General features: G+C 68.7%; 16 protein-coding genes. 7 read left to right on the top strand and 9 right to left on the bottom strand.

All coding sequences use genetic code 11. The annotated features are described in order from the left end of the window. Positions 1-28: 28 nt before the first annotated feature. Together rpsA and coaE are read left to right on the top strand one after the other, a co-directional pair. On the top strand, positions 29-1,471 hold the full coding sequence (gene rpsA, locus OCU_RS39485) for a 30S ribosomal protein S1 (protein ID WP_008257673.1): 1,443 nt from the start codon (positions 29-31) through the stop codon (positions 1,469-1,471). Positions 1,472-1,489: 18 nt separating this feature from the next. Then, positions 1,490-2,704: a dephospho-CoA kinase gene (coaE, locus tag OCU_RS39480; protein ID WP_009954957.1), complete on the top strand. Its 1,215-nt coding sequence runs from the start codon at positions 1,490-1,492 to the stop codon at positions 2,702-2,704. Positions 2,705-2,716: 12 nt separating this feature from the next. Here coaE and OCU_RS39475 read toward each other — a convergent pair whose 3' ends face one another. The 5 genes from OCU_RS39475 to OCU_RS39455 are packed head-to-tail and all read right to left on the bottom strand — an operon-like array spanning position 2,717 to position 6,491. Then, the gene (locus OCU_RS39475; protein WP_009954958.1) at positions 2,717-3,130 is read right to left on the bottom strand and encodes a hypothetical protein; all 414 of its coding nucleotides are present in this window, start codon (positions 3,128-3,130) and stop codon (positions 2,717-2,719) included. 47 nt (positions 3,131-3,177) lie between these two features. Further along, the gene (locus OCU_RS39470) at positions 3,178-3,963 is read right to left on the bottom strand and encodes an Fpg/Nei family DNA glycosylase (RefSeq protein ID WP_014380349.1); all 786 of its coding nucleotides are present in this window, start codon (positions 3,961-3,963) and stop codon (positions 3,178-3,180) included. Continuing rightward, entirely contained in the window at positions 3,956-4,846 is an 891-nt protein-coding gene (gene ligD, locus OCU_RS39465) for a non-homologous end-joining DNA ligase (protein WP_009954961.1), read from the bottom strand. The genes OCU_RS39470 and ligD (OCU_RS39465) overlap by 8 nt, the downstream gene beginning before the upstream one ends. After that, positions 4,846-5,844, bottom strand: a complete 999-nt coding sequence (ligD, locus tag OCU_RS39460; protein ID WP_009954963.1) for a non-homologous end-joining DNA ligase — start codon at positions 5,842-5,844, stop codon at positions 4,846-4,848. The genes ligD (OCU_RS39465) and ligD (OCU_RS39460) overlap by 1 nt, the downstream gene beginning before the upstream one ends. A gap of 5 nt (positions 5,845-5,849) precedes the next feature. Continuing rightward, positions 5,850-6,491: a chemotaxis protein CheB gene (locus OCU_RS39455; protein ID WP_009954964.1), complete on the bottom strand. Its 642-nt coding sequence runs from the start codon at positions 6,489-6,491 to the stop codon at positions 5,850-5,852. An 87-nt stretch (positions 6,492-6,578) separates the two neighbouring features. Between OCU_RS39455 and OCU_RS51415 the strand changes: the two genes are divergently transcribed. Next, complete coding sequence (locus tag OCU_RS51415; protein ID WP_009954965.1) at positions 6,579-6,740, top strand: hypothetical protein; 162 nt, start codon at positions 6,579-6,581, stop codon at positions 6,738-6,740. Between the two features lie 11 nt (positions 6,741-6,751). Here OCU_RS51415 and OCU_RS39450 read toward each other — a convergent pair whose 3' ends face one another. Beyond that, entirely contained in the window at positions 6,752-7,192 is a 441-nt protein-coding gene (locus OCU_RS39450) for a DUF402 domain-containing protein (protein ID WP_009954966.1), read from the bottom strand. Positions 7,193-7,286: 94 nt separating this feature from the next. After that, positions 7,287-9,881 carry an FHA domain-containing protein gene (locus OCU_RS39445; protein WP_080552536.1) on the bottom strand — a complete coding sequence of 865 codons (2,595 nt, stop codon included), beginning with the start codon at positions 9,879-9,881 and terminating at the stop codon, positions 7,287-7,289. Positions 9,882-10,038: 157 nt separating this feature from the next. Between OCU_RS39445 and OCU_RS39440 the strand changes: the two genes are divergently transcribed. The 3 genes from OCU_RS39440 to OCU_RS39430 all read left to right on the top strand — a co-directional run bounded on the left by OCU_RS39440 (position 10,039) and on the right by OCU_RS39430 (position 16,075). Then, the gene (locus tag OCU_RS39440; RefSeq protein ID WP_014380346.1) at positions 10,039-12,078 is read left to right on the top strand and encodes a serine/threonine-protein kinase; all 2,040 of its coding nucleotides are present in this window, start codon (positions 10,039-10,041) and stop codon (positions 12,076-12,078) included. Between the two features lie 343 nt (positions 12,079-12,421). Further along, positions 12,422-14,599, top strand: a complete 2,178-nt coding sequence (gene uvrB / locus OCU_RS39435) for an excinuclease ABC subunit UvrB (RefSeq protein ID WP_009954231.1) — start codon at positions 12,422-12,424, stop codon at positions 14,597-14,599. Between the two features lie 57 nt (positions 14,600-14,656). Continuing rightward, positions 14,657-16,075: an MFS transporter gene (locus OCU_RS39430; RefSeq protein WP_009954230.1), complete on the top strand. Its 1,419-nt coding sequence runs from the start codon at positions 14,657-14,659 to the stop codon at positions 16,073-16,075. Positions 16,076-16,086: 11 nt separating this feature from the next. Here the strand turns inward: OCU_RS39430 and OCU_RS39425 are convergent, their stop codons facing one another. Beyond that, the gene (locus tag OCU_RS39425; RefSeq protein ID WP_014380345.1) at positions 16,087-17,670 is read right to left on the bottom strand and encodes a mannosyltransferase; all 1,584 of its coding nucleotides are present in this window, start codon (positions 17,668-17,670) and stop codon (positions 16,087-16,089) included. A 284-nt stretch (positions 17,671-17,954) separates the two neighbouring features. Between OCU_RS39425 and OCU_RS39415 the strand changes: the two genes are divergently transcribed. Beyond that, positions 17,955-18,398, top strand: a complete 444-nt coding sequence (locus OCU_RS39415; protein WP_008257654.1) for a universal stress protein — start codon at positions 17,955-17,957, stop codon at positions 18,396-18,398. 22 nt (positions 18,399-18,420) lie between these two features. Here OCU_RS39415 and OCU_RS39410 read toward each other — a convergent pair whose 3' ends face one another. After that, the gene (locus OCU_RS39410; protein ID WP_020188595.1) at positions 18,421-19,119 is read right to left on the bottom strand and encodes an MBL fold metallo-hydrolase; all 699 of its coding nucleotides are present in this window, start codon (positions 19,117-19,119) and stop codon (positions 18,421-18,423) included. Positions 19,120-19,202 lie beyond the last annotated feature (83 nt).

Below are 19,202 nucleotides of genomic sequence, written 5' to 3'. Positions count from 1 at the left end.
CCAAACCTGTCCGGAGCACCCCAACAATATGCCGAGTCCCGCCGTCACCTCGCCCCAAGTAGCCGTCAACGACATTGGCTCCAGCGAGGACTTTCTCGCCGCAATAGACAAAACGATCAAGTACTTCAACGATGGCGACATCGTCGAGGGCACGATCGTCAAAGTGGACCGGGACGAGGTGCTCCTCGACATCGGCTACAAGACCGAGGGGGTCATCCCCGCCCGCGAGCTCTCGATCAAGCACGACGTCGACCCCAACGAGGTCGTTTCCGTGGGCGACGAGGTCGAGGCCCTGGTTCTCACCAAGGAGGACAAAGAGGGCCGCCTGATCCTGTCCAAGAAGCGCGCGCAGTACGAGCGCGCCTGGGGCACCATCGAGGCGCTCAAGGAGAAGGACGAGGCCGTCAAGGGCACCGTCATCGAGGTGGTCAAGGGTGGCCTGATCCTCGACATCGGGTTGCGCGGCTTCCTGCCCGCCTCGCTGGTCGAGATGCGCCGGGTGCGCGATCTGCAGCCGTACATCGGCAAGGAGATCGAGGCCAAGATCATCGAGCTGGACAAGAACCGCAACAACGTGGTGCTGTCGCGCCGGGCGTGGCTGGAGCAGACGCAGTCCGAGGTGCGCAGCGAGTTCCTCAACCAGCTGCAGAAGGGCGCCATCCGCAAGGGTGTCGTCTCCTCCATCGTCAACTTCGGTGCGTTCGTCGACCTCGGCGGCGTCGACGGTCTGGTGCACGTCTCCGAGCTGTCCTGGAAGCACATCGACCACCCGTCCGAGGTGGTCCAGGTCGGCGACGAGGTCACCGTCGAGGTGCTCGACGTCGACATGGACCGCGAGCGGGTTTCGTTGTCGCTCAAGGCAACCCAGGAAGACCCGTGGCGCCACTTCGCCCGCACCCACGCCATCGGCCAGATCGTGCCCGGCAAGGTCACCAAGCTGGTTCCGTTCGGCGCGTTCGTCCGCGTCGAGGAGGGCATCGAGGGCCTCGTGCACATTTCGGAGCTGGCCGAGCGCCACGTCGAGGTCCCCGACCAGGTGGTTGCCGTCGGCGACGACGCGATGGTCAAGGTCATCGACATCGACCTGGAGCGCCGCCGGATCTCCTTGTCGCTCAAGCAGGCCAACGAGGACTACACCGACGAGTTCGACCCGGCGAAGTACGGCATGGCTGACAGCTACGACGAGCAGGGCAACTACATCTTCCCCGAGGGCTTCGACTCCGAGACCAACGAATGGCTCGAGGGATTCGACAAGCAGCGCACCGAGTGGGAGGCCCGCTACGCCGAGGCCGAGCGCCGGCACAAGATGCACACCGCGCAGATGGAGAAGTTCGCGGCGGCCGAGGCGGCTGGCCACACGGCCGGCGAGCAGTCGCCGGGCAACGGTGCGCCCGCCGAGAAGGCGGGCGGATCGCTGGCCAGCGATGCCCAATTGGCCGCGCTGCGGGAGAAACTCGCCGGCAACGCGTGATCCTGACCTGAGGACGCCATGCTGCGTATCGGGTTGACCGGTGGCATCGGCGCCGGCAAGTCGGCGCTGTCGTCCACGTTCGAGCGATGCGGCGCCGTCATCGTCGACGGGGACGTCATCGCGCGTGAGGTGGTCCAGCCGGGCACCGAAGGGCTGGCGGCGCTGGTCGAGGCGTTCGGTGCCGACATCCTGCTGCCGGATGGATCGCTGGATCGACCGGCGTTGGCCGCCAAGGCCTTTCGCGACGACCAGGCCCGCCAGACGCTGAACGGAATCGTCCACCCGCTGGTGGGCCGGCGCCGCGCGGAGATCATCGCCTCGGTGCCCGAGGATTCGGTTGTGGTCGAGGACATTCCGCTGCTGGTGGAGTCCGGGATGGCGCCGCTGTTCCCGCTCGTGGTCATCGTGTACGCCGACGTCGAGGTGCGGCTGCGGCGACTGGTCGACCAGCGCGGCATGGCCGAAGACGACGCCCGCGCCAGGATCGCCGCGCAGGCCAGCGACGAGCAGCGCCGCGCGGTCGCCGACATCTGGCTGGACAACTCGGGCAGCCCGGAAGACCTGGTGCAACGCGCCCAACAGGTGTGGGACAACCGCATCGTGCCGTTCGCTCACAACCTGAGCACGCGTCAGATCGCCCGGGCGCCGGTCCAATTGGCGCCGCCCGACCCGACCTGGCCGGACCAGGCGCAGCGAATCGTCAACCGCCTGAGGACGACCTGCGGGCAGCGGGCGTTGCGCGTCGACCACATCGGGTCGACGGCCGTGCCGGATTTCCCCGCCAAGGACCTCATCGACATCCAGATCACCGTCGAATCCCTGGCCGTCGCCGACGAACTCGCCGAACCCTTGTTGTCCGCCGGGTACCCGCGCATCGAGCGCATCGTCGGCGATGTCGCCAAGAGCGACGCGCGCAGCACCGTCGACCGCTACGACCGCGATGACGATCCGGCGTTGTGGTCCAAGCGGATTCACGCCTCTGCGGATCCCGGCCGGCCCACCAATGTGCACATCCGGGTGGAGGGGTGGCCCAATCAGCAGTTCGCCCTGCTGTTCCCCGACTGGCTGACCGCCGATCCCGATGCGCGGGCGGAGTACCTGAGCGTCAAGCGCACCGCCGAAACCGACGGCGGGGGAGACATTGCGGCCTATGTTGCCGTCAAGGAGCCGTGGTTTCTCGACGCCTACCGGCGGGCCTGGGAGTGGGCCGACGCGACGGGCTGGCGTCCCTAGCCACTACGGCACTCATGGCAGGGGCGCCCCGCACTGCAGCGCGCCGTTGTTGGGATCGGCGTTCCCGGCCACCGGCCGGACCATTTGGTCGGCCTGGACGAAAACGTTGTCGTCCACGTCGATCTCGCAGTGCACGTTCGCCGAGTACGGGAAGTGCAGCACGATGCGCATGCCGGCCTGCTGCGGATCGGGCAACACGGTGTCGGCCTCGAATGCGTTGCCGGGCATCGAGCTCAGCCCGGCCGTGTTCGTCTGGCCGCCGTTGATGACGAACGTGGCCTGACTGCCGGTCGTGACGCCGTCGATCCTGGCCCGATAGGTGATGTTGTGAAGGTCCGCGCTCGCCGTCGCCGGATACAACTGGGCCCCGGCGGCGATCACCGTCACCGCGGCGACCGGCAGGAACCTGTGGCCTTTGCAGCTCATAGCCGGTGACATTACAACCCGCGTGATTTCCGAGCCAGATCGTTTGGCTACGGCTGGCAGCGCGGACACCACAGCGTCGCCCTTCCGCCCACCCGGGCGCGCTCGAGCCGCGTCCCACAGCGGGGGCAGCGCGGGTCGGGCTCGTCACGCACCCTGGTGAGCCAGCGCGGCAGGCCGGGCACCCGGCCGTGGCGCACCGCGGTGCGCAGCACCCGGGTCATCGCGGCGTGCAAGGCCTTTACGTCGTCGTCGCCCAAGTCCGCGACCGCCACGGTCGGTCGGGTTTTGGCCCGCCAACAGATCTCGTCGACCAGCAGGTTGCCGAGGCCGGCGAGCACCGACTGGTCCATCAGCGTGGGTTTGAGCTGCCGCGAGCGGGCCGACCGCGAGGCCAGCACCGCGCGGAACTCGCGCAGGCCGAGACCCAACGCGTCGGGTCCCTGCGGGCCGGTGATGTGCCCGATGTCGTCGGCATCGTCGGCCAGCCACACCCCGCGCAATTTGCGGAGGTCGGCGTAGCGCAGCTCGCCCCCGTCCAGCGACACCACCAGCCGCTCGTAGGGGTCGTGGGCGGCCCCGTCGGGGGCATAGTAGGGCCGGCCGGTCATGCCGCTGTGGATCAGCAGCGCCGGGCCGTCGGTGGGGAGCACCAACCACTTGCCGTGCCGGCGTGGGCCGGCGAAGCGGTGACCGGTCAACCGGCGCGCCAGCGCTTGTCCGGTGGTGTTGCGCAGGATCCCGGGATCGTGCACCTGCACGTGCCGGATTCGCCGCCGCGGCAGGGTCGCGGCCAGTTGCCGCCGAAACCCTTCCACGTCGGGCAGCTCAGGCACGTAGCCTCGCCAATCGCCGCAGCGGGCCGGCCAGCGAGCGGGCGTGCCGCGACATGTGCGCCCACGGATCCGGTTGTCCGGCAAGCCGTTTGGGCACGTCTCGAATGGTGAACCGGTCGGCCCGCAACCGCCCGGCGTCCAGCTCGTCCCATTCCAGCGGTGTGGCTACCGGCGCGCCGTTGCGGGCCCGCACCGAATACGGCGCAACCGCCGTCTGCGCGTAGGCGTTTCGCATGATGTCGAGGTATACCCGCCCGTCGCGCTTGTCCTTGCGAGCCTCGACGGTGCGATGCGCGGGATCGTCCGCGGCGACCACTTCGCTGACGTCGCGGGCGAACTGCCGGGCGGTGTCGAAATCGGTGTCGGCGCGCAAGGGAGTCACCACGTGCAGCCCGCGCGAGCCGGTGGTCTGGACGTAGCACGCCAGGCCCAGGTCCCCGAGCGCCCCGGCGGTGGCGCGTGCGGTCGCTCGCACCACGGCGAAGTCGCCGTCGGACGGGTCGAGATCGAAGACGAGCCGGTCCGGGTGGTCCAGCCGGGCCCGGCGCGACTGCCACATGTGCAGGGTGATGCAGCTTTGATTGGCCAGCCAGCGCAGCGCCTCCGGCCGTTCGACGACCGGATGCTCTACGGTACCGCCCTCCTTGGCCACCCGGACACTACTCATCCAGTCTGGTAGCGAATCGGCGAAATCCTGCTGGATGAACCCTGTTTCGGCGATGCCGCGGGGATAGCGCTGCACGTTGAGGGCCCGGCCCCGCAGGTGCGCCAGCATGGTGTCGGCCACCTGGTCGTAGTAGGCGGCGAGATCGCGTTTGGTGATCCCGTCGGCGGGAAACAGAACGCGGTCCGGGTGGGTGATCTCGACGTCGACGCGGGCCATCAGTGCGTCTCCCGCACCACTTCGCCGGGCTCCTTGTCGGTGCGCATGCCGAGGTAGCGCGGATGGCGCAACTTGCCATCACGCGTCCACTCGCTGAATCCGATCTGAACCACCATCTCGGGGGATACCCAGTTCGCGCCGGCCTCGCGCACCAAACCGCGGGCGAACGGCGGCGTGTCCCGGGTGATCGGTGACAGGCGCGCGTGCAGCCGGCGCAGCGTGGCGTCGTCGAAACCGGTGCCGACCTTGCCCGCGTAGACCAGGTCGCCGCCCTCGTAGTAGCCGAGCATCAGGGCGCCCAACTCGACTCGACTGCCCTTGGGACTGGTGTAGCCCCCCACCACGAACTCCTGATCGCGCACGCATTTGAACTTCAGCCAGTTCTTCGAGCGACCGCCCTGGTAGGTGGAGTCGGCCCGCTTGGCGATCACTCCCTCGTCCCCGCGCTCACATGCGCGCCGGTAGGCGGCGATCCCGTCCCCGACGCGGTGCGGCGCACAGCGCAGCGGGTCGGCGAAGTCGATCGCTTTGCGCAGCAACCTCTTTCGCCAGAGGAGCGGCACCTCGACGGTGGACATGCCGTCGAGATGCAGCAGATCGAATACGTAGTAGAATACACGCACCGGCGACGCCCGGGCCACGTCGGGATCGGTGAGGCCCAGCCGACCCTGCAGCCGGGCGAAGCTGGTCCGCCGGCCGTCGAAGGCCACCACCTCTCCGTCCACGACGAACCGCGTGACCGGTTGGGCGGCAAGCGCATCCACCAATTCGGGATAGGTTCCATTGAGCGGCTGACGATTTCGCGACAACAGCCGGACCCGATCGCCGTCGCGGAACGCCAGGCAGCGCATGCCGTCGAACTTGCGCTCGAAGATCCAGTGCGGATCGGAGAACCGGTCGTCGGTGAGGGTGGCCAGGGTGGGCGAGCGCCAGTCGGGCACGGGTTCGTCGTACAGCGCTTCGCGCACCGCACCGGGCAGGCTCGCGAAGTCCGTCATGCCGACTAGTTAAGACATGCCCACGGCGGCACGGGCACCGTCAGCGGTTCGGCGCCCCCGGGTGCGGTGGTCAGGGCCAGCACCGCCGCCGCGAGGCGATCGGGCGGCAGCACGAAATCCACGCAGCCGGTGGCGATCGCGTGCGCCGGCATGCTCGACGCCTCGGCCGTCGCCGGGTCTTGGACGAGCACGCGCCCGCCGTTGCGCTTGACCGCGCGACATCCGTTGGCGCCGTCGGCCAGCCGCCCGGTCAGGATCACGGCGACAGTCGGCACCAGCGCGGCGGAGCTGGTCAGGACGGCGTCCCCGACGCTGGCCTTGGACGCTTCCTCGGCGAGCATCCAGGCGCCGTCCGCATCGATGGTTGCCGTCCTTCCGGCGGGCACGATGGTGATGCCCGGTTTGTCCGCCGACGCCCCCGGCTCGGCGACTCGAATCGGCAGAGAGCTCGCGCGGGACAAAATCTGGGCCAGCGGATCGTCGCCGCTGAGCGTGGGGCGGCGATGCTGGGCGACGACGACGGGTACCGCAAAATCACCCGGCAGACCCGCGAGCACGGTGCCCAGGGCTTTCATGCCGCCCAGCGACGCCACCAGCACCACTCGCCCAAACGCCGCCTGGACGGGCTTGTGTTGGGTCGCGGACATAGGCGCCAGGGTAATCCTTGTGTCGGGGCGCCGACATAGTTCCTGGAACCGTGGGTAGCCGTCGAACGTGCCGCGTCCCGGGCCACCGTGTCCGAGACGGCACAACGCATCCACGCCCGGCACCTGACCCGCTACAGCCGCGGCATCGTGACCATCACCGACCGTCAGGGGCTGGAACGACTAGCCTGCGGCTGGTACCGCATCGTCAAAGACGAGTTCGACAGCATCACCAACCACCGGCCAGGGTAGTGCGGTCGCGCTCAGCGGCCGCGCCAGGTGAGTTCCATGCCGCCGGCGGCCAGCCACCGCGACAGGTCATAGCCGTTGCGGGCCAACCCATCCACGGCGGCCACGGCGCGTCGCACCGCCAGCTCCGCGACCTCGGGGGTCAGCAGGCCGTGGCGGACCGCATCGAGCAACTCGTCGATATCGCACAGTTCCGCGCGGTCGCCGGTGCGGACCTCGATGTCGAGGTAATGATCCTCGGAGCGCCACACCTCGGGCCCAGGCGTGTATTCGCCCACATCCAGGTAGTAGTCGTGGTCGCGTTCGTGGCCGGGGTTGAAGTGAAAGACCGTGGCGCGCAGGCCCAACGACGGCAGCAGCCACGATTCGAGGTAGTGAAACTGGGCGCGGCCGGGGGTGGGGCGGGCGACGTAGAGACCCCACGGGTGCACCGCATACTCGTCCACGGCCCGCACGATTCCCTTGGGATCGGTGTTGGTGCGGCCCACTAAGTCGAACGTCTCGTGTTTGGGTGGATGAATCTCGCTGTTCCTCCTGAATGATCACACCCTACCGGCGCAACCGGATCTTCCACCGCACAAACCCGCCATACAACAGTGACAGCGCGGCCAGCATGGCCATGTCCAGCAGCCAGGTCTTCGGCGCGTGCTGCCAGAACCGGTCCTGGGACAGCAGCGAACCGGGCACCAGGTGCCGCAGGTCCACCGTCGACGAGGCGGCGGCGTAGCCCCAGCGCGCCGGCATCGCCCACGACAACTGGTTCAGGCCGAGCCGGCCGGTCACGGGCACCATGCCGCCGCACAGCACCAGCTGCGCCATCACCGTCACCACGAACAGCGGCATGATTTGCTCGCTCGAGCGCACCAGCGACGAGATGGCCAGGCCCAGGATGGCCGAGGCGACGCACGTCGCGGCCACGGTCGCGAACAGCTCGACCGTGGCCCCAATCGTGGAGTGGCCGAACAGATTTGCGCCGCGCGTCGGTGCGCCCTTGCCGGCCACCACGATCGCCGTGACGATCGCGGACTGCAAAATGGCGAACGCGCAGAACACCGCAGACTTGGCGAGCAGGTATGCGGTGGTCGACAGGCCGACCGCCTGCTCGCGCTGGAAGATGGCCCGTTCGCCGACCAGATCGCGAATTGTCAAGGCGGTGCCCATGAATGCCGCGGCCGGCATCAGCAGGGCCAGTATCTGTGCGGCCTCGTCGGGCGTTCCCGCATTGGGCCCCGGCGCATGAAATCCGTTGCTGCCCGGGACGGTCAGGGACAGCGAACCCATTATGAAGGGCAGTAGCGCCAGGAAGACGAAGTAGGCGCGGTCGGCGACGACGAGGCGGAACTGCCGCCGGGCGATGGTCGAGATCTGGCGTCGCACGCTGGTGTGCACCGGCTCACCCAGGCCGCTCGGCTCATCGGCCTTGTCCGGCATGCGCTTTTGGGCCTCGCTGCGTTCCACGAAGCGGCGATTGGCTTCGTCCGGGTCGGCGCCGACCTGGGTGAAGATCTTGGCCCAGTTGGTGGTGCCCATCGCGTCGCCGATCTGCTCGGGCGAGCCGCGGTAGGCCGTCTTGCCGCCGGGGGCCATCAGCAGCACCTGGTCGCAGACGTCGAGGTAGGACAGCGAGTGCGTCACTACCAGCACCACACGACCGGCATCGGCCAACTGGCGCAGCATGGTCATGACCTGCAGGTCGAGCGCGGGGTCCAGGCCGGACGTGGGCTCGTCGAGGATCAGCAATGACGGGCCGGTCAGCAGTTCCAGCGCCACCGACGCGCGTTTGCGCTGGCCGCCGGACAGCTTGTCGACGCGGGTGTCGGCGTGTTTGGTCAGGTCGAGCTCCTCGAGCACCTGGGCGACGACGCCGGCGCGGTCGGCCTTGCCGGTGTCGGGCGGCAGCCGCAGCTCGGCGGCGTAGCCCAGCGCCTGGTTGACGGTCAGCTGGCGATGCACGACGTCGTCTTGGGGGACCATGCCGATCCTGCTGCGCAGGGAGGCGTACTCGGCGTGAATGTTGTGTCCCTCGAACGTAACTGAGCCCGAGCTGGGTGTGGTGTAGCCGGCGATGAGCCTGGCCAGGGTGCTCTTTCCGGCGCCCGACCCGCCGATCACCGCGGTGAGCGTTCCGGGACGTGCGACCAGCGAGATGTCGTCGAGCAGTTGTTTGCCGTTGTCGACGACGTACTTGACGTTGCGCACCTCGAGCCCGCCGCTCCGCGACGCGGCTTCGCTGCGCTTGGTGAGCGTGCCGCCACGGAACACCAGGTCGACGTTGCCGATGGTGACGACGTCGTCCTCGGACAGGATCGCCGACCCGACCCGGGTGCCGTTGACGAACGTGCCGTTGACGCTGTTGTCCCGGATCTCGGTGCCCAGCGGTGTGGGCACCAAGGTCGCGTGCCGGCGCGACGCCAATACGTCGGGGACGACGATGTCGTTTTCGGGGGCGCGCCCGATGGTCAGGGCGCCGGTCGTGCCCGCGGCGGACGACGCGCGCGGCGAGAGCAATCTCACAAAGCGCGTCGCCAGGTTCGACACGTCGGCCGTCTTTGCGTCGATCACCGTGAATTCCGTTGCCGGCGCGGCCCGCAACCTGGCGGGCGAGCCGGGATCGATGACGGTCAGCTCCTCCGGTGGTGCGCCGCGCACTGGCGAAGGCGCCGCGAGCGGCAGCGGGGGCGCGGGGCGAGGCAGCGGACCTCGGGGAACGCCGCGGCGCGGCGGGGGCCGATGATGCGTCGGATTCGTTTGCTCGCCAACCGCGGACCACGTCAGGGTCGGTGGCCCGGAATCGTGGCTGGGCCGGGTGCGGGCCGGGCGGGTCGCCTGGCCCTGCCGGGGCCCGATCGCGAAGGTCAGGTGCGGGCCGCGCGGGTTTCCGACGTGAATGCTCTGGCCGTCGTGGATATCGATGACCGGCATCCGGTAACCGTTGAGATAGGTCCCGTTCAGCGAACCGTTATCGATTGCCAGCCAGCGGCCTTGATCGAAACGCAGGATCAGATGCGCGCGCGAGATGCGCGGATCGGCGATCTGCACGTCGGCCTGCGCGTCGCGTCCGACGACCACTTCGTGTCCGGCCGCGAAGGATCGTTGGGACCCGTCGTGCCGAATGGTCAGCAGAGGCGGGGCGGGTCGAGTCACCACTCAAGTATCGGGTCGCGCCGGCCGTGCTTCTATGGGATCCGGCTGTGACTTCCCTTTGTTTCGGCACGGCTATTCATAGCTGTTTCATAGTCGGCGGAGTCGAATCGCCTACGGCCGTGCGGCATTATTCGATCGGAGGGGGACCAACGCATTGATGGATGAGCACAAGCGAACGACCCGGCGCATCGGCACCGGGCGACGACTGCTGACCAACCCGCGCCAGGCCCGCGACGCCCTGCGCGCGGGTTTTCACTCGTTACCCGCGATGCCGATCGGGCAGCTGTTTCGCCGGATACCACCGGTGAGTTCCCTGCCGAACGCGGAACCCCAAGCGGCGCAACCACACAGCGATTCCGGTGCGGTGGGGAATGGTGCGTCGTTTGCCGGCTACACGATCTTGCGGCAACTGGGCGCCGGTGGCATGGCCGAGGTCTACCTGGCATTGCATCCCCGGCTGCCGCGCCGCGACGTGATCAAAGTCCTCGCCGAGGCGGTGACGGCCGATCCCGAGTTTCGCGAAAGGTTCAATCGGGAGGCCGATCTCGCGGCGACGCTGTGGCATCCCCACATCGTCGGCGTCCACGACCGCGGCGCTTTCAACGGGCATCTGTGGATCTCGATGGACTATGTCGAGGGCACCGATGCGTCGCGGTTGGTCAAGCAGAGCCACCCCGAGGGCATGCCGATCCACGAGGTGTGTGCCATCGTGCAAGCGGTCGCGGGTGCGCTGGACTACGCGCACGACCGTGGCCTGCTGCACCGCGACGTCAAGCCCGCCAACATCCTGCTCACCCACCCGGAAGACGGGGAACGCCGAATCCTGTTGGCGGACTTCGGTGTCGCGCGCCACCTGGGCGACGTGAGCGGGATCACCGAAACCAACGTCGCGGTGGGAACCGTGGCCTACGCCGCGCCCGAGCAGCTTGCCGGCGCTCCGATCGACGGGAGGGCCGACCAATACGCGTTGGCCGCAACGGCTTTCCATCTGCTGACCGGTGCGCCACCGTTTCAGCATTCCAACCCGATCGCGGTGATCAGCCGGCACCTGCACGAGACGCCTCCCCGCCTCAGCGACTTTCGGCCGGAGCTGGCGGAGCTCGACGACGTGTTCTCGACGGCGCTCGCCAAACGGCCCGAGGACAGGTTCGCGCGGTGCCGGGAGTTCGCCACCGCCGTCAGCGCGCGGGTTTCCGAAGCCCGCCGCCCGCCGCCGCGCACCGCCCCGTTGGCGCCGCACCGCCGGCGCGGGCTCGCCGCCTTGAACCACCGGTTCTCGTCGAAAACCCGGTGGGCCGCGGCGCTGGTGTGCGCGGTGCTCGTCGCCGTCGCGGCGACCTGGTCGATCCTGTACTCGTTTGAGCCCACCACGCCGCCGCCCAGCCCCGCGCTCGCCTCCAAACCGTCCCTGCCCGCTCCCAGCGCCGCACCCGCCGCCGGGGGACCGGCGCTGAATGGGACCTATCGGCTGGACTATGACCAGACCAAGCGGACCACCAACGGCATCGGCATCCGGCACGGCGGAGCCACCACCGACTGGTGGGCGTTCCGGTCGGCCTGCACGACCAACGGATGCGCGGCCACCGGGACCCAGCTGGACGATGCCACCCACCAACTGGCCAGCACCACCGGCGGCGGCCAGGCCGACACGTTGCGCTACGTGGGTGGCTACTGGCAAGGCGCGCCCGAGCAGCTGCGAGTGGGCTGCGCCCAGCCGAACGGACACGCGCCTGCCACCCAGCAGGAAACCGTCGCGTGGTCGCTGGCGCCGCAGGCCGACGGCACGCTGCGGGGCACGCAGACCGAGACCGTGCTCAGCAACGAGTGCGGCGCTCAGGGGGCGGTGGTCCGGGTGCCCGTGGTGGCCACCCGGGCCGGCGCCGCGCCGGCCGGCGTGGCGTTGGGCGACCCCACCCAGGTCATCAACGCCTCGACCACCGCGTCCGCCCCGGCGCCGCCCGTGCTGGGCGGGTTGTGCGCCGATGTCGGCAAGGTCGCCTACGACCCGACCAACAACGAGCAGATCGTGTGCGAGGGCAGCAGCTGGGCCAAGGCCCCGATCACGATGGGCGTGCACGCGGCCGGTAGCTCGTGCGACCGGCCGGGCACCTCGGTGTTCGCCATGAGCACCTCCAGCGACGGCTACCTGCTGCAATGCGACCCGGTCACCCGGACGTGGACGCGTCCCGCGGGTTAGCCGAGGACGGCCGCGGGGGCCGTCCTGTACTACTTTCTGGTCGACTTCGAGGAAAACCAGCCGTCCTCGTCCTCCCGCCAACCGGGAGAGCCAGACACTATTTGGTGGTTCGGCTATCCGCGCGAGAACCTCCCTGACCGGACGTCGAGCATCTCTGAGGCGTATCGGTATACGCCGTCGACCGGAGCGCCCCCGTCTAGCGCCAGCCAAAACCAAGCTCGACCAAAGACGCAGCCTCGTCTTTACCAAGATCCTCCATGAGCGAATCCCTCAACCGTCAGGACGACGACCTGCAAAGACCAGCTCCAAGGCACTTGTCGGTGATCGCCTCTACCCTGGTGGCATGGCATTCGCCACGGAACATCCGGTAGTCGCTCATTCGGAATATCGCCCGGCCGAAGAGGCCGTGGCGGGGCTGGTGCGCGCCGGCGGCCGCTTCGAGGTCGTCAGCCCGCACGACCCCGCCGGGGACCAGCCGGCGGCCATCGACGAGCTGGAGCGCAGGATCAGGGCGGGGGAGCGCGATGTGGTGCTGCTCGGCGCCACCGGCACCGGGAAGTCGGCCACCACCGCTTGGCTCATCGAGCGCCTGCAGCGGCCCACCCTGGTGATGGCACCCAACAAGACGCTGGCCGCCCAGCTGGCCAACGAGCTGCGGGAGATGTTGCCGCACAACGCCGTTGAGTACTTCGTGTCGTACTACGACTACTACCAGCCCGAGGCCTACATCGCGCAGACCGACACCTACATCGAAAAGGACAGCTCGATCAACGACGACGTCGAGCGCTTGCGGCACTCCGCGACGTCGTCGCTGCTGTCGCGGCGCGATGTGGTCGTGGTGGCGTCGGTGTCGTGCATCTACGGCCTGGGCACCCCGCAGTCGTACCTGGATCGCTCGGTGGAACTGCGGGTCGGCAACGAGGTGCCCCGGGACGGGTTGCTGCGGCTACTGGTCGACGTCCAGTACACCCGCAACGACCTGTCCTTCACCCGCGGCTCGTTCCGGGTGCGCGGCGACACCGTGGAGATCATCCCGTCCTACGAAGAACTGGCGGTGCGCATCGAGTTCTTCGGCGACGAGATCGAGGCGCTGTATTACCTGCACCCGCTGACGGGCGACGTGATCCGCCAGGTCGACTCGCTGCGCATCTTCCCGGCCACCCACTACGTGGCCGGCCCCGAGCGGATGGCCCACGCCATCTCGACGATCGAAGAGGAACTGGCCGCCCGGCTGGCCGAACTCGAGGGCCAGGGCAAGCTGCTCGAGGCGCAGCGCCTGAGGATGCGCACCAACTACGACATCGAGATGATGCGCCAGGTCGGATTCTGTTCGGGCATCGAGAACTACTCCCGCCACATCGACGCCCGGGGGCCGGGCTCGCCGCCGGCGACCCTGCTCGACTACTTCCCGGAAGACTTTTTGATGGTCATCGACGAGTCGCACGTCACCGTGCCGCAGATCGGCGGCATGTACGAGGGCGACATGTCGCGCAAGCGCAACCTGGTCGAATACGGGTTCCGGTTGCCGTCGGCGTGCGATAACCGCCCGCTGACGTGGGAGGAGTTCGCCGACCGGGTCGGGCAGACGGTGTATCTGTCGGCCACCCCGGGCCCCTATGAGCTCAGTCAGTCCGGCGGCGAGTTCGTCGAGCAGGTCATCCGGCCCACCGGCCTGGTGGACCCGAAGGTGGTGGTCAAACCGACCAAGGGGCAGATCGACGACCTGATCGGCGAGATCCGCAAGCGCACCGACGCCGACCAGCGGGTGCTGGTCACCACGCTCACCAAGAAGATGGCCGAGGACCTCACCGACTACCTGCTCGAGATGGGCATCCGGGTGCGCTATCTGCACTCGGAGGTCGACACGCTGCGCCGGGTGGAATTGCTGCGCCAGCTGCGGCTCGGCGAGTACGACGTGCTGGTCGGCATCAACCTGCTGCGCGAGGGCCTGGACCTGCCGGAGGTGTCGCTCGTCGCCATCCTGGATGCCGACAAAGAGGGCTTCCTGCGGTCATCGCGCAGCCTGATCCAAACCATCGGCCGCGCCGCCCGCAACGTCTCCGGCGAAGTGCACATGTACGCCGACACGATCACCGACTCGATGAAGGAAGCCATCGACGAGACCGAACGGCGCCGGGCGAAGCAGATCGCCTACAACGAGGCCAACGGGATCGACCCGCAACCGCTGCGCAAGAAGATCGCCGACATCCTCGACCAGGTCTATCGCGAGGCGTCTGATACAGAAGCCAGCGTGGTGGAGATCGGCGGGTCAGGGCGCAATGCGTCCCGCGGTCGGCGCGCACAGGGCGAGCCGGGCCGCGCGGTCAGCGCCGGGGTGTTCGAGGGCCGCGACACGACCAGCATGCCCCGCGCCGAACTGGCCGACCTGATCAAGGACCTGACCGCGCAGATGATGGCCGCCGCCCGGGACTTGCAATTCGAGCTGGCCGCGCGGTTCCGGGACGAGATCGCCGACCTGAAGAAGGAACTGCGCGGGATGGACGCCGCCGGCCTGAAATGAGTTTGCTGGCAACCGATCTGCGCCGGGTAACCCCGCGGCACCCCATACGGTAGAGGGGTGACCGACGCGGCGACTATCACCGGCGGCTGGCGAGAGCTGCTGGGCGCCCGGTATCTGAGGACGTCAATCCTGCTAGCCGGTGGGGTAGCGCTGTACGCCACCAACGAGTTCCTGACCACCAGCTTGTTGCCCAACACGATCGCCGAGATCGGCGGAAGCCGGCTCTACGCGTGGGTGACGACGCTGTACCTGGTCGGGTCGGTGGTCGCGGCGACGATGGTCAATCCGATGCTGCTGCGCGTCGGGGCGCGGTCGTCGTATCTGTTCGGACTCGCCGTGTTCGGCATCGCCAGCATGGTTTGCGCGGCCGCGCCGACCATGCATGTTCTGATTGCTGGCCGCGCGATGCAGGGGGTGGCCGGGGGCTTGCTGGCCGGCCTGGGCTACGCGGTGATCAACTCCGCGCTGCCCCGCTGGCTGTGGACGCGGGGCTCGGCGCTGGTGTCAGCGATGTGGGGCGTCGCGACGGTGGTCGGGCCCACGACGGGCGGCCTGTTCGCGCAGCTCGGGATCTGGCGGTGGGCGTTCGTCACGATGGCCGTCCTCACCGTCTTGATGGCCCTGCTGGTGCCGGTCGCGCTGGCCAGCGTCGACCCGACGAACGGCATCCCGCGGATGAAGGTGCCGGTGTGGTCGCTGCTGATCATCGGTGTGGCCGCGCTGGCCGTGAGCGGCGCGCAGATTCCCCGCAACACCGTCGCGACCTACGGCCTGCTTGCGGCCGGCATCATGCTGGTCGGCCTGTTCGTGATCGTCGACTGGCGCATGCACGCGGCCATCCTGCCGCCCAGCGTGTTCTCTCCCGGCCCGTTGAAGTGGATCTACCTCACCATGGGTGTCCTGATGGGCGCGGCGATGGTGAACACCTATGTGCCGCTGTTCGGGCAGCGGTTGGCCCACCTCACGCCGATCGCGGCCGGCTTCCTGGGCGCGGCCCTCGCCCTCGGCTGGACCGTCAGCGAAATCGTCAGCGCCTCGCTGGAAAATCCGCGCACGATCGGGCGGGTGGTCATGGTGGCGCCGCTGGTGGCCGCGTCCGGCCTGGCGCTGGGCGCGGTCGCCCGGCACGGCGACGGGTCAAACTGGACCGCCGCCCTGTGGGCGGTGGCCCTGCTGGTCGCCGGCATCGGCATCGGGATGGCCTGGCCGCACCTCTCGGCCCGCGCGATGGCCTGCGTCAACGATCCGGCCGAGGGCGGCGCCGCCTCCGCGGCGATCAACACCGTCCAGCTGACCTCCGCGGCGATCGGCGCCGGACTGGCCGGAGTGGTCGTCAACACCGCCACCGGTGGCGAGGCGGTCGCGGCCCATTTGTTGTTCACGGTCTTCACCGCGGTGAGCGCCGCGGGTGTGGCGGTGTCGTACGCCGCGACCCGGGCCACGCGCCAGGCGCGGCCGGTCGCCAGCGTGGGCTGACCCGTCGGGGATTACCGGGTGGATTTCACCACCTGCGAGTAATGGAATTGCCAACGCTCGACGATGTGGAAGCCCAGGTAGCCCGGGAATCGGTATGCCGGGGCGCGCCCGAATGCGCTTCCGGGCGGGAGCGATTGTCCCGCTTGGTGATCCGGCAGCGAGGCGTCTTTATTGGTAATGGTCCAGATGGTGGGGCATTTGTCGATTTTGGCCGTGGTCAGCCAGACGGCCACATGGCCGTCCCACAGCGAGCCGACCTTCGGGCCGTACACGCCGCGCTCGACGTCGATCAGCGACCGGAAGGCCGCCGGCCGGGTGGCCAGCAGCGCCCGGATCGGGCCGGGCCGCCACGGCACGGTGTTGTCCACCATCAGGCAGTCGCCGGGGGCGGCGTGTGCGGCGATCAGGTCGGCGACCTGGCTGTAGTCCCAGCCCTCCTTGGCGTACGGCCAACGCTGGACGAACAGGTAATTGGGCACCGCGGCGATGACGAACAGCAGCACCGCGCCGACCATCGGCCAGGGCCGGCGGGCCAGCGTGACGATGCAGACGGCCAGGACGATGGCCATCGCGGGCGCGGTGAAGATCAGGTAGCGCGGGTAGTAGATCGGCTCGCTGACGGCGGAATAGATGACGACCAGCGCGGTCGGAATGACCATCCACACCACACAGAAGGTCAACAACCGGCGCAGGTCACCGGCCGGGGCCGGCGCGCCGGCCAACCGGGCCAGCGCCGCCGCGACGATCACGACCGCGCTCAGCACCGCGAAGGCGACGCTGTGGTCGAAATACTGCCGCAGGATGATGTCGAACGCGTAATGCCAGCTCACCGGGTAGATCCAGCCGACCTGCCACACCTGGCCATGGGCGAACAGCGCGAACGGGATCATCGCCCCGACCGCGGCGGCGGAGCTGGCGACCCACCACACGACCGGGGACCTGCGGGACCCTCCGGGAAGCAACAGCGGCAGGATCGCGCCGTACACCGGCACCAGCAGCACCAGGTTGACGTTGAGCAGGATCGACAGCGCCAATGCCAGCGCGTAGCAAATCCACCAGCGGGGCCGATTGCGCCGGACGGCGGCCACGAACAACACCGTCAGCCATACGGACGCGGCCGCGACGAAGCCATAGGAACGCGCCTCCATGCCGGCCCACGTCGTGCGGGGCAGGATGGCGAAGACGACGCCCGCGCACACCGCCGTCGGGCGCGTCGCAAACTTCTTGGTGAACACCGTGACCCCTGCGGCCGCGGCGCCCACGGCAAGGGCGCTGGGCAGGCGCGAGAAGAACTCGGTGGGCGGAAACAGGGCGAACCAACCGTGCATCACCAGGTAGTACGCACCGTGGACGGCGTCGATGTGGCCCAGCAGCCGCCACAGCTCGGGCAGCGTCCGGCTCGCCGCGGCCGAAATCGTGGCCCCCTCGTCGAACCACAGCGAAGGCCGGCAGGCCCAGGCGGCGCTGACGGCCGTGGCGAACAGGGCGATCGCCCACGGATCGAGCAACCTGCCGCGGGGGCCCGCTGCGACGGTTTTATCGACAACATCCCCGGCGCGCGGCTCGAAAATCGGCTCGAGGGTGGGCATGGACATGATGCTTGTTACTGTAGGGCGCGGTCGGTCGAACCGGTCACCAACAGCACCCGCCGCATTTGCAGTTCGCGCCCGTATTCACGAAAAGCGGCGTCATGCAATGCTTTCCGTCGCCGAATCGCGCATTCGATTGTTTTGCCATTTCCGATATTGTCCGTTGGCCCAGCCAGGCGCCGCAAATCACGGGTGTGCCACGCCACACCGTGTCGTTCATCTATCTCCTCTGCATCGAGCAAACGCGATACTGTCTTGGGTTGGCTGACCAACCGAAACTGGGAGGGTAAATGGGCGCCTATCGGACTGTGGTGGTAGGAACCGATGGCTCGGACTCGTCGATGCGTGCGGTGGAGAAGGCGGCGCAGATCGCCGGGCCGGACGCCAAGCTGATCGTCGCCTCGGCGTACTTGCCCCAACATGAGGACGCCCGGGCCGCCGACGCCCTCCGGGACGAAAGCTACAAGGTTTCGGGCACCGCGCCGATTTACGCGATTCTGCGCGACGCCAAGGACCGCGCGCACGCGGCGGGCGCGCAGAACATCGACGAGCGCCCGATCGTGGGGGCGCCGGTCGATGCGCTGGTGCACCTCGCCGAGGAAGAGCAGGCGGACCTGCTCGTGGTCGGCAACGTCGGTCTGAGCACCATCGCCGGCCGGCTGCTGGGATCGGTGCCGGCCAACGTCTCGCGGCGGGCCAAGACCGACGTCCTGATCGTGCACACCACGACGTAACCGCCGCCCGCCGGGCCCGGCGCTACCAGCCCCGCGCGCGCCATTCGCTCAGATGGGGGCGTTCGGCGCCCAACACCGTGTCGTCGCCGTGGCCGGGGTAGATGACCGTCGCGTCGTCATACACGTCGAACACCCGGGTGGTGACGTCGTCGAGCAGCTGGTCGAAATCGCCGGGCTGCCACGTCTTGCCGACGCCGCCCGGGAACAGGCAGTCGCCGGTGAACAGCTGCGTGACCCCGCCGGTCGCGGGTCCGTCCAGGGCCAGCGCGATCGATCCGGGGGTGTGCCCCCGCAGGTGGATGACGTCGAAGTTCAGCTCGCCGATCTGCACGGTGTCGCCGCCCGCCAGCAAACGGTCCGGTTTGACCGGCAGCGCCTCGGCGTCGATCTCGTTGGCGGCGGTCGGCGCGCCGGTCGCCTTCGCCACGGCGTCGAGCGCCTGCCAGTGATCGAAGTGCTGATGGCTGGTCACGATCAGCGACACCTTCGGTGCGTGCTGCCGGATCAGGCCGATCAGGTCGTCGGCGTCGTTGGCGGCGTCGATGAGCAGGGTTTCGCCCGTGGCGGAACACGTCACCAGATACGCGTTGTTGTCCATGGGGCCCACCGACGCCTTTATGATCGTGGCGCCGGGTAGGGTCCGGCGGGCCGCGGTACCAGGGTCGACGTGTCCCGTGTAGGTGTCGACAAGCTTGTCAGTGGGGCCGTCCTGGGCAGTCATAGCGGCCACGTTACTGGTCACAGACTGCTTGTCGGTATGGGCACATAGCATGGAATGCGCCGTGCGCAACTCCGATCCGGGAT

Source organism: Mycobacterium intracellulare ATCC 13950 (genome assembly GCF_000277125.1).
Classification (GTDB): domain Bacteria; phylum Actinomycetota; class Actinomycetes; order Mycobacteriales; family Mycobacteriaceae; genus Mycobacterium; species Mycobacterium intracellulare.
Note: the sequence above shows the minus strand (reverse complement) of the source record. Positions and strands in the feature narration are given on the sequence as shown.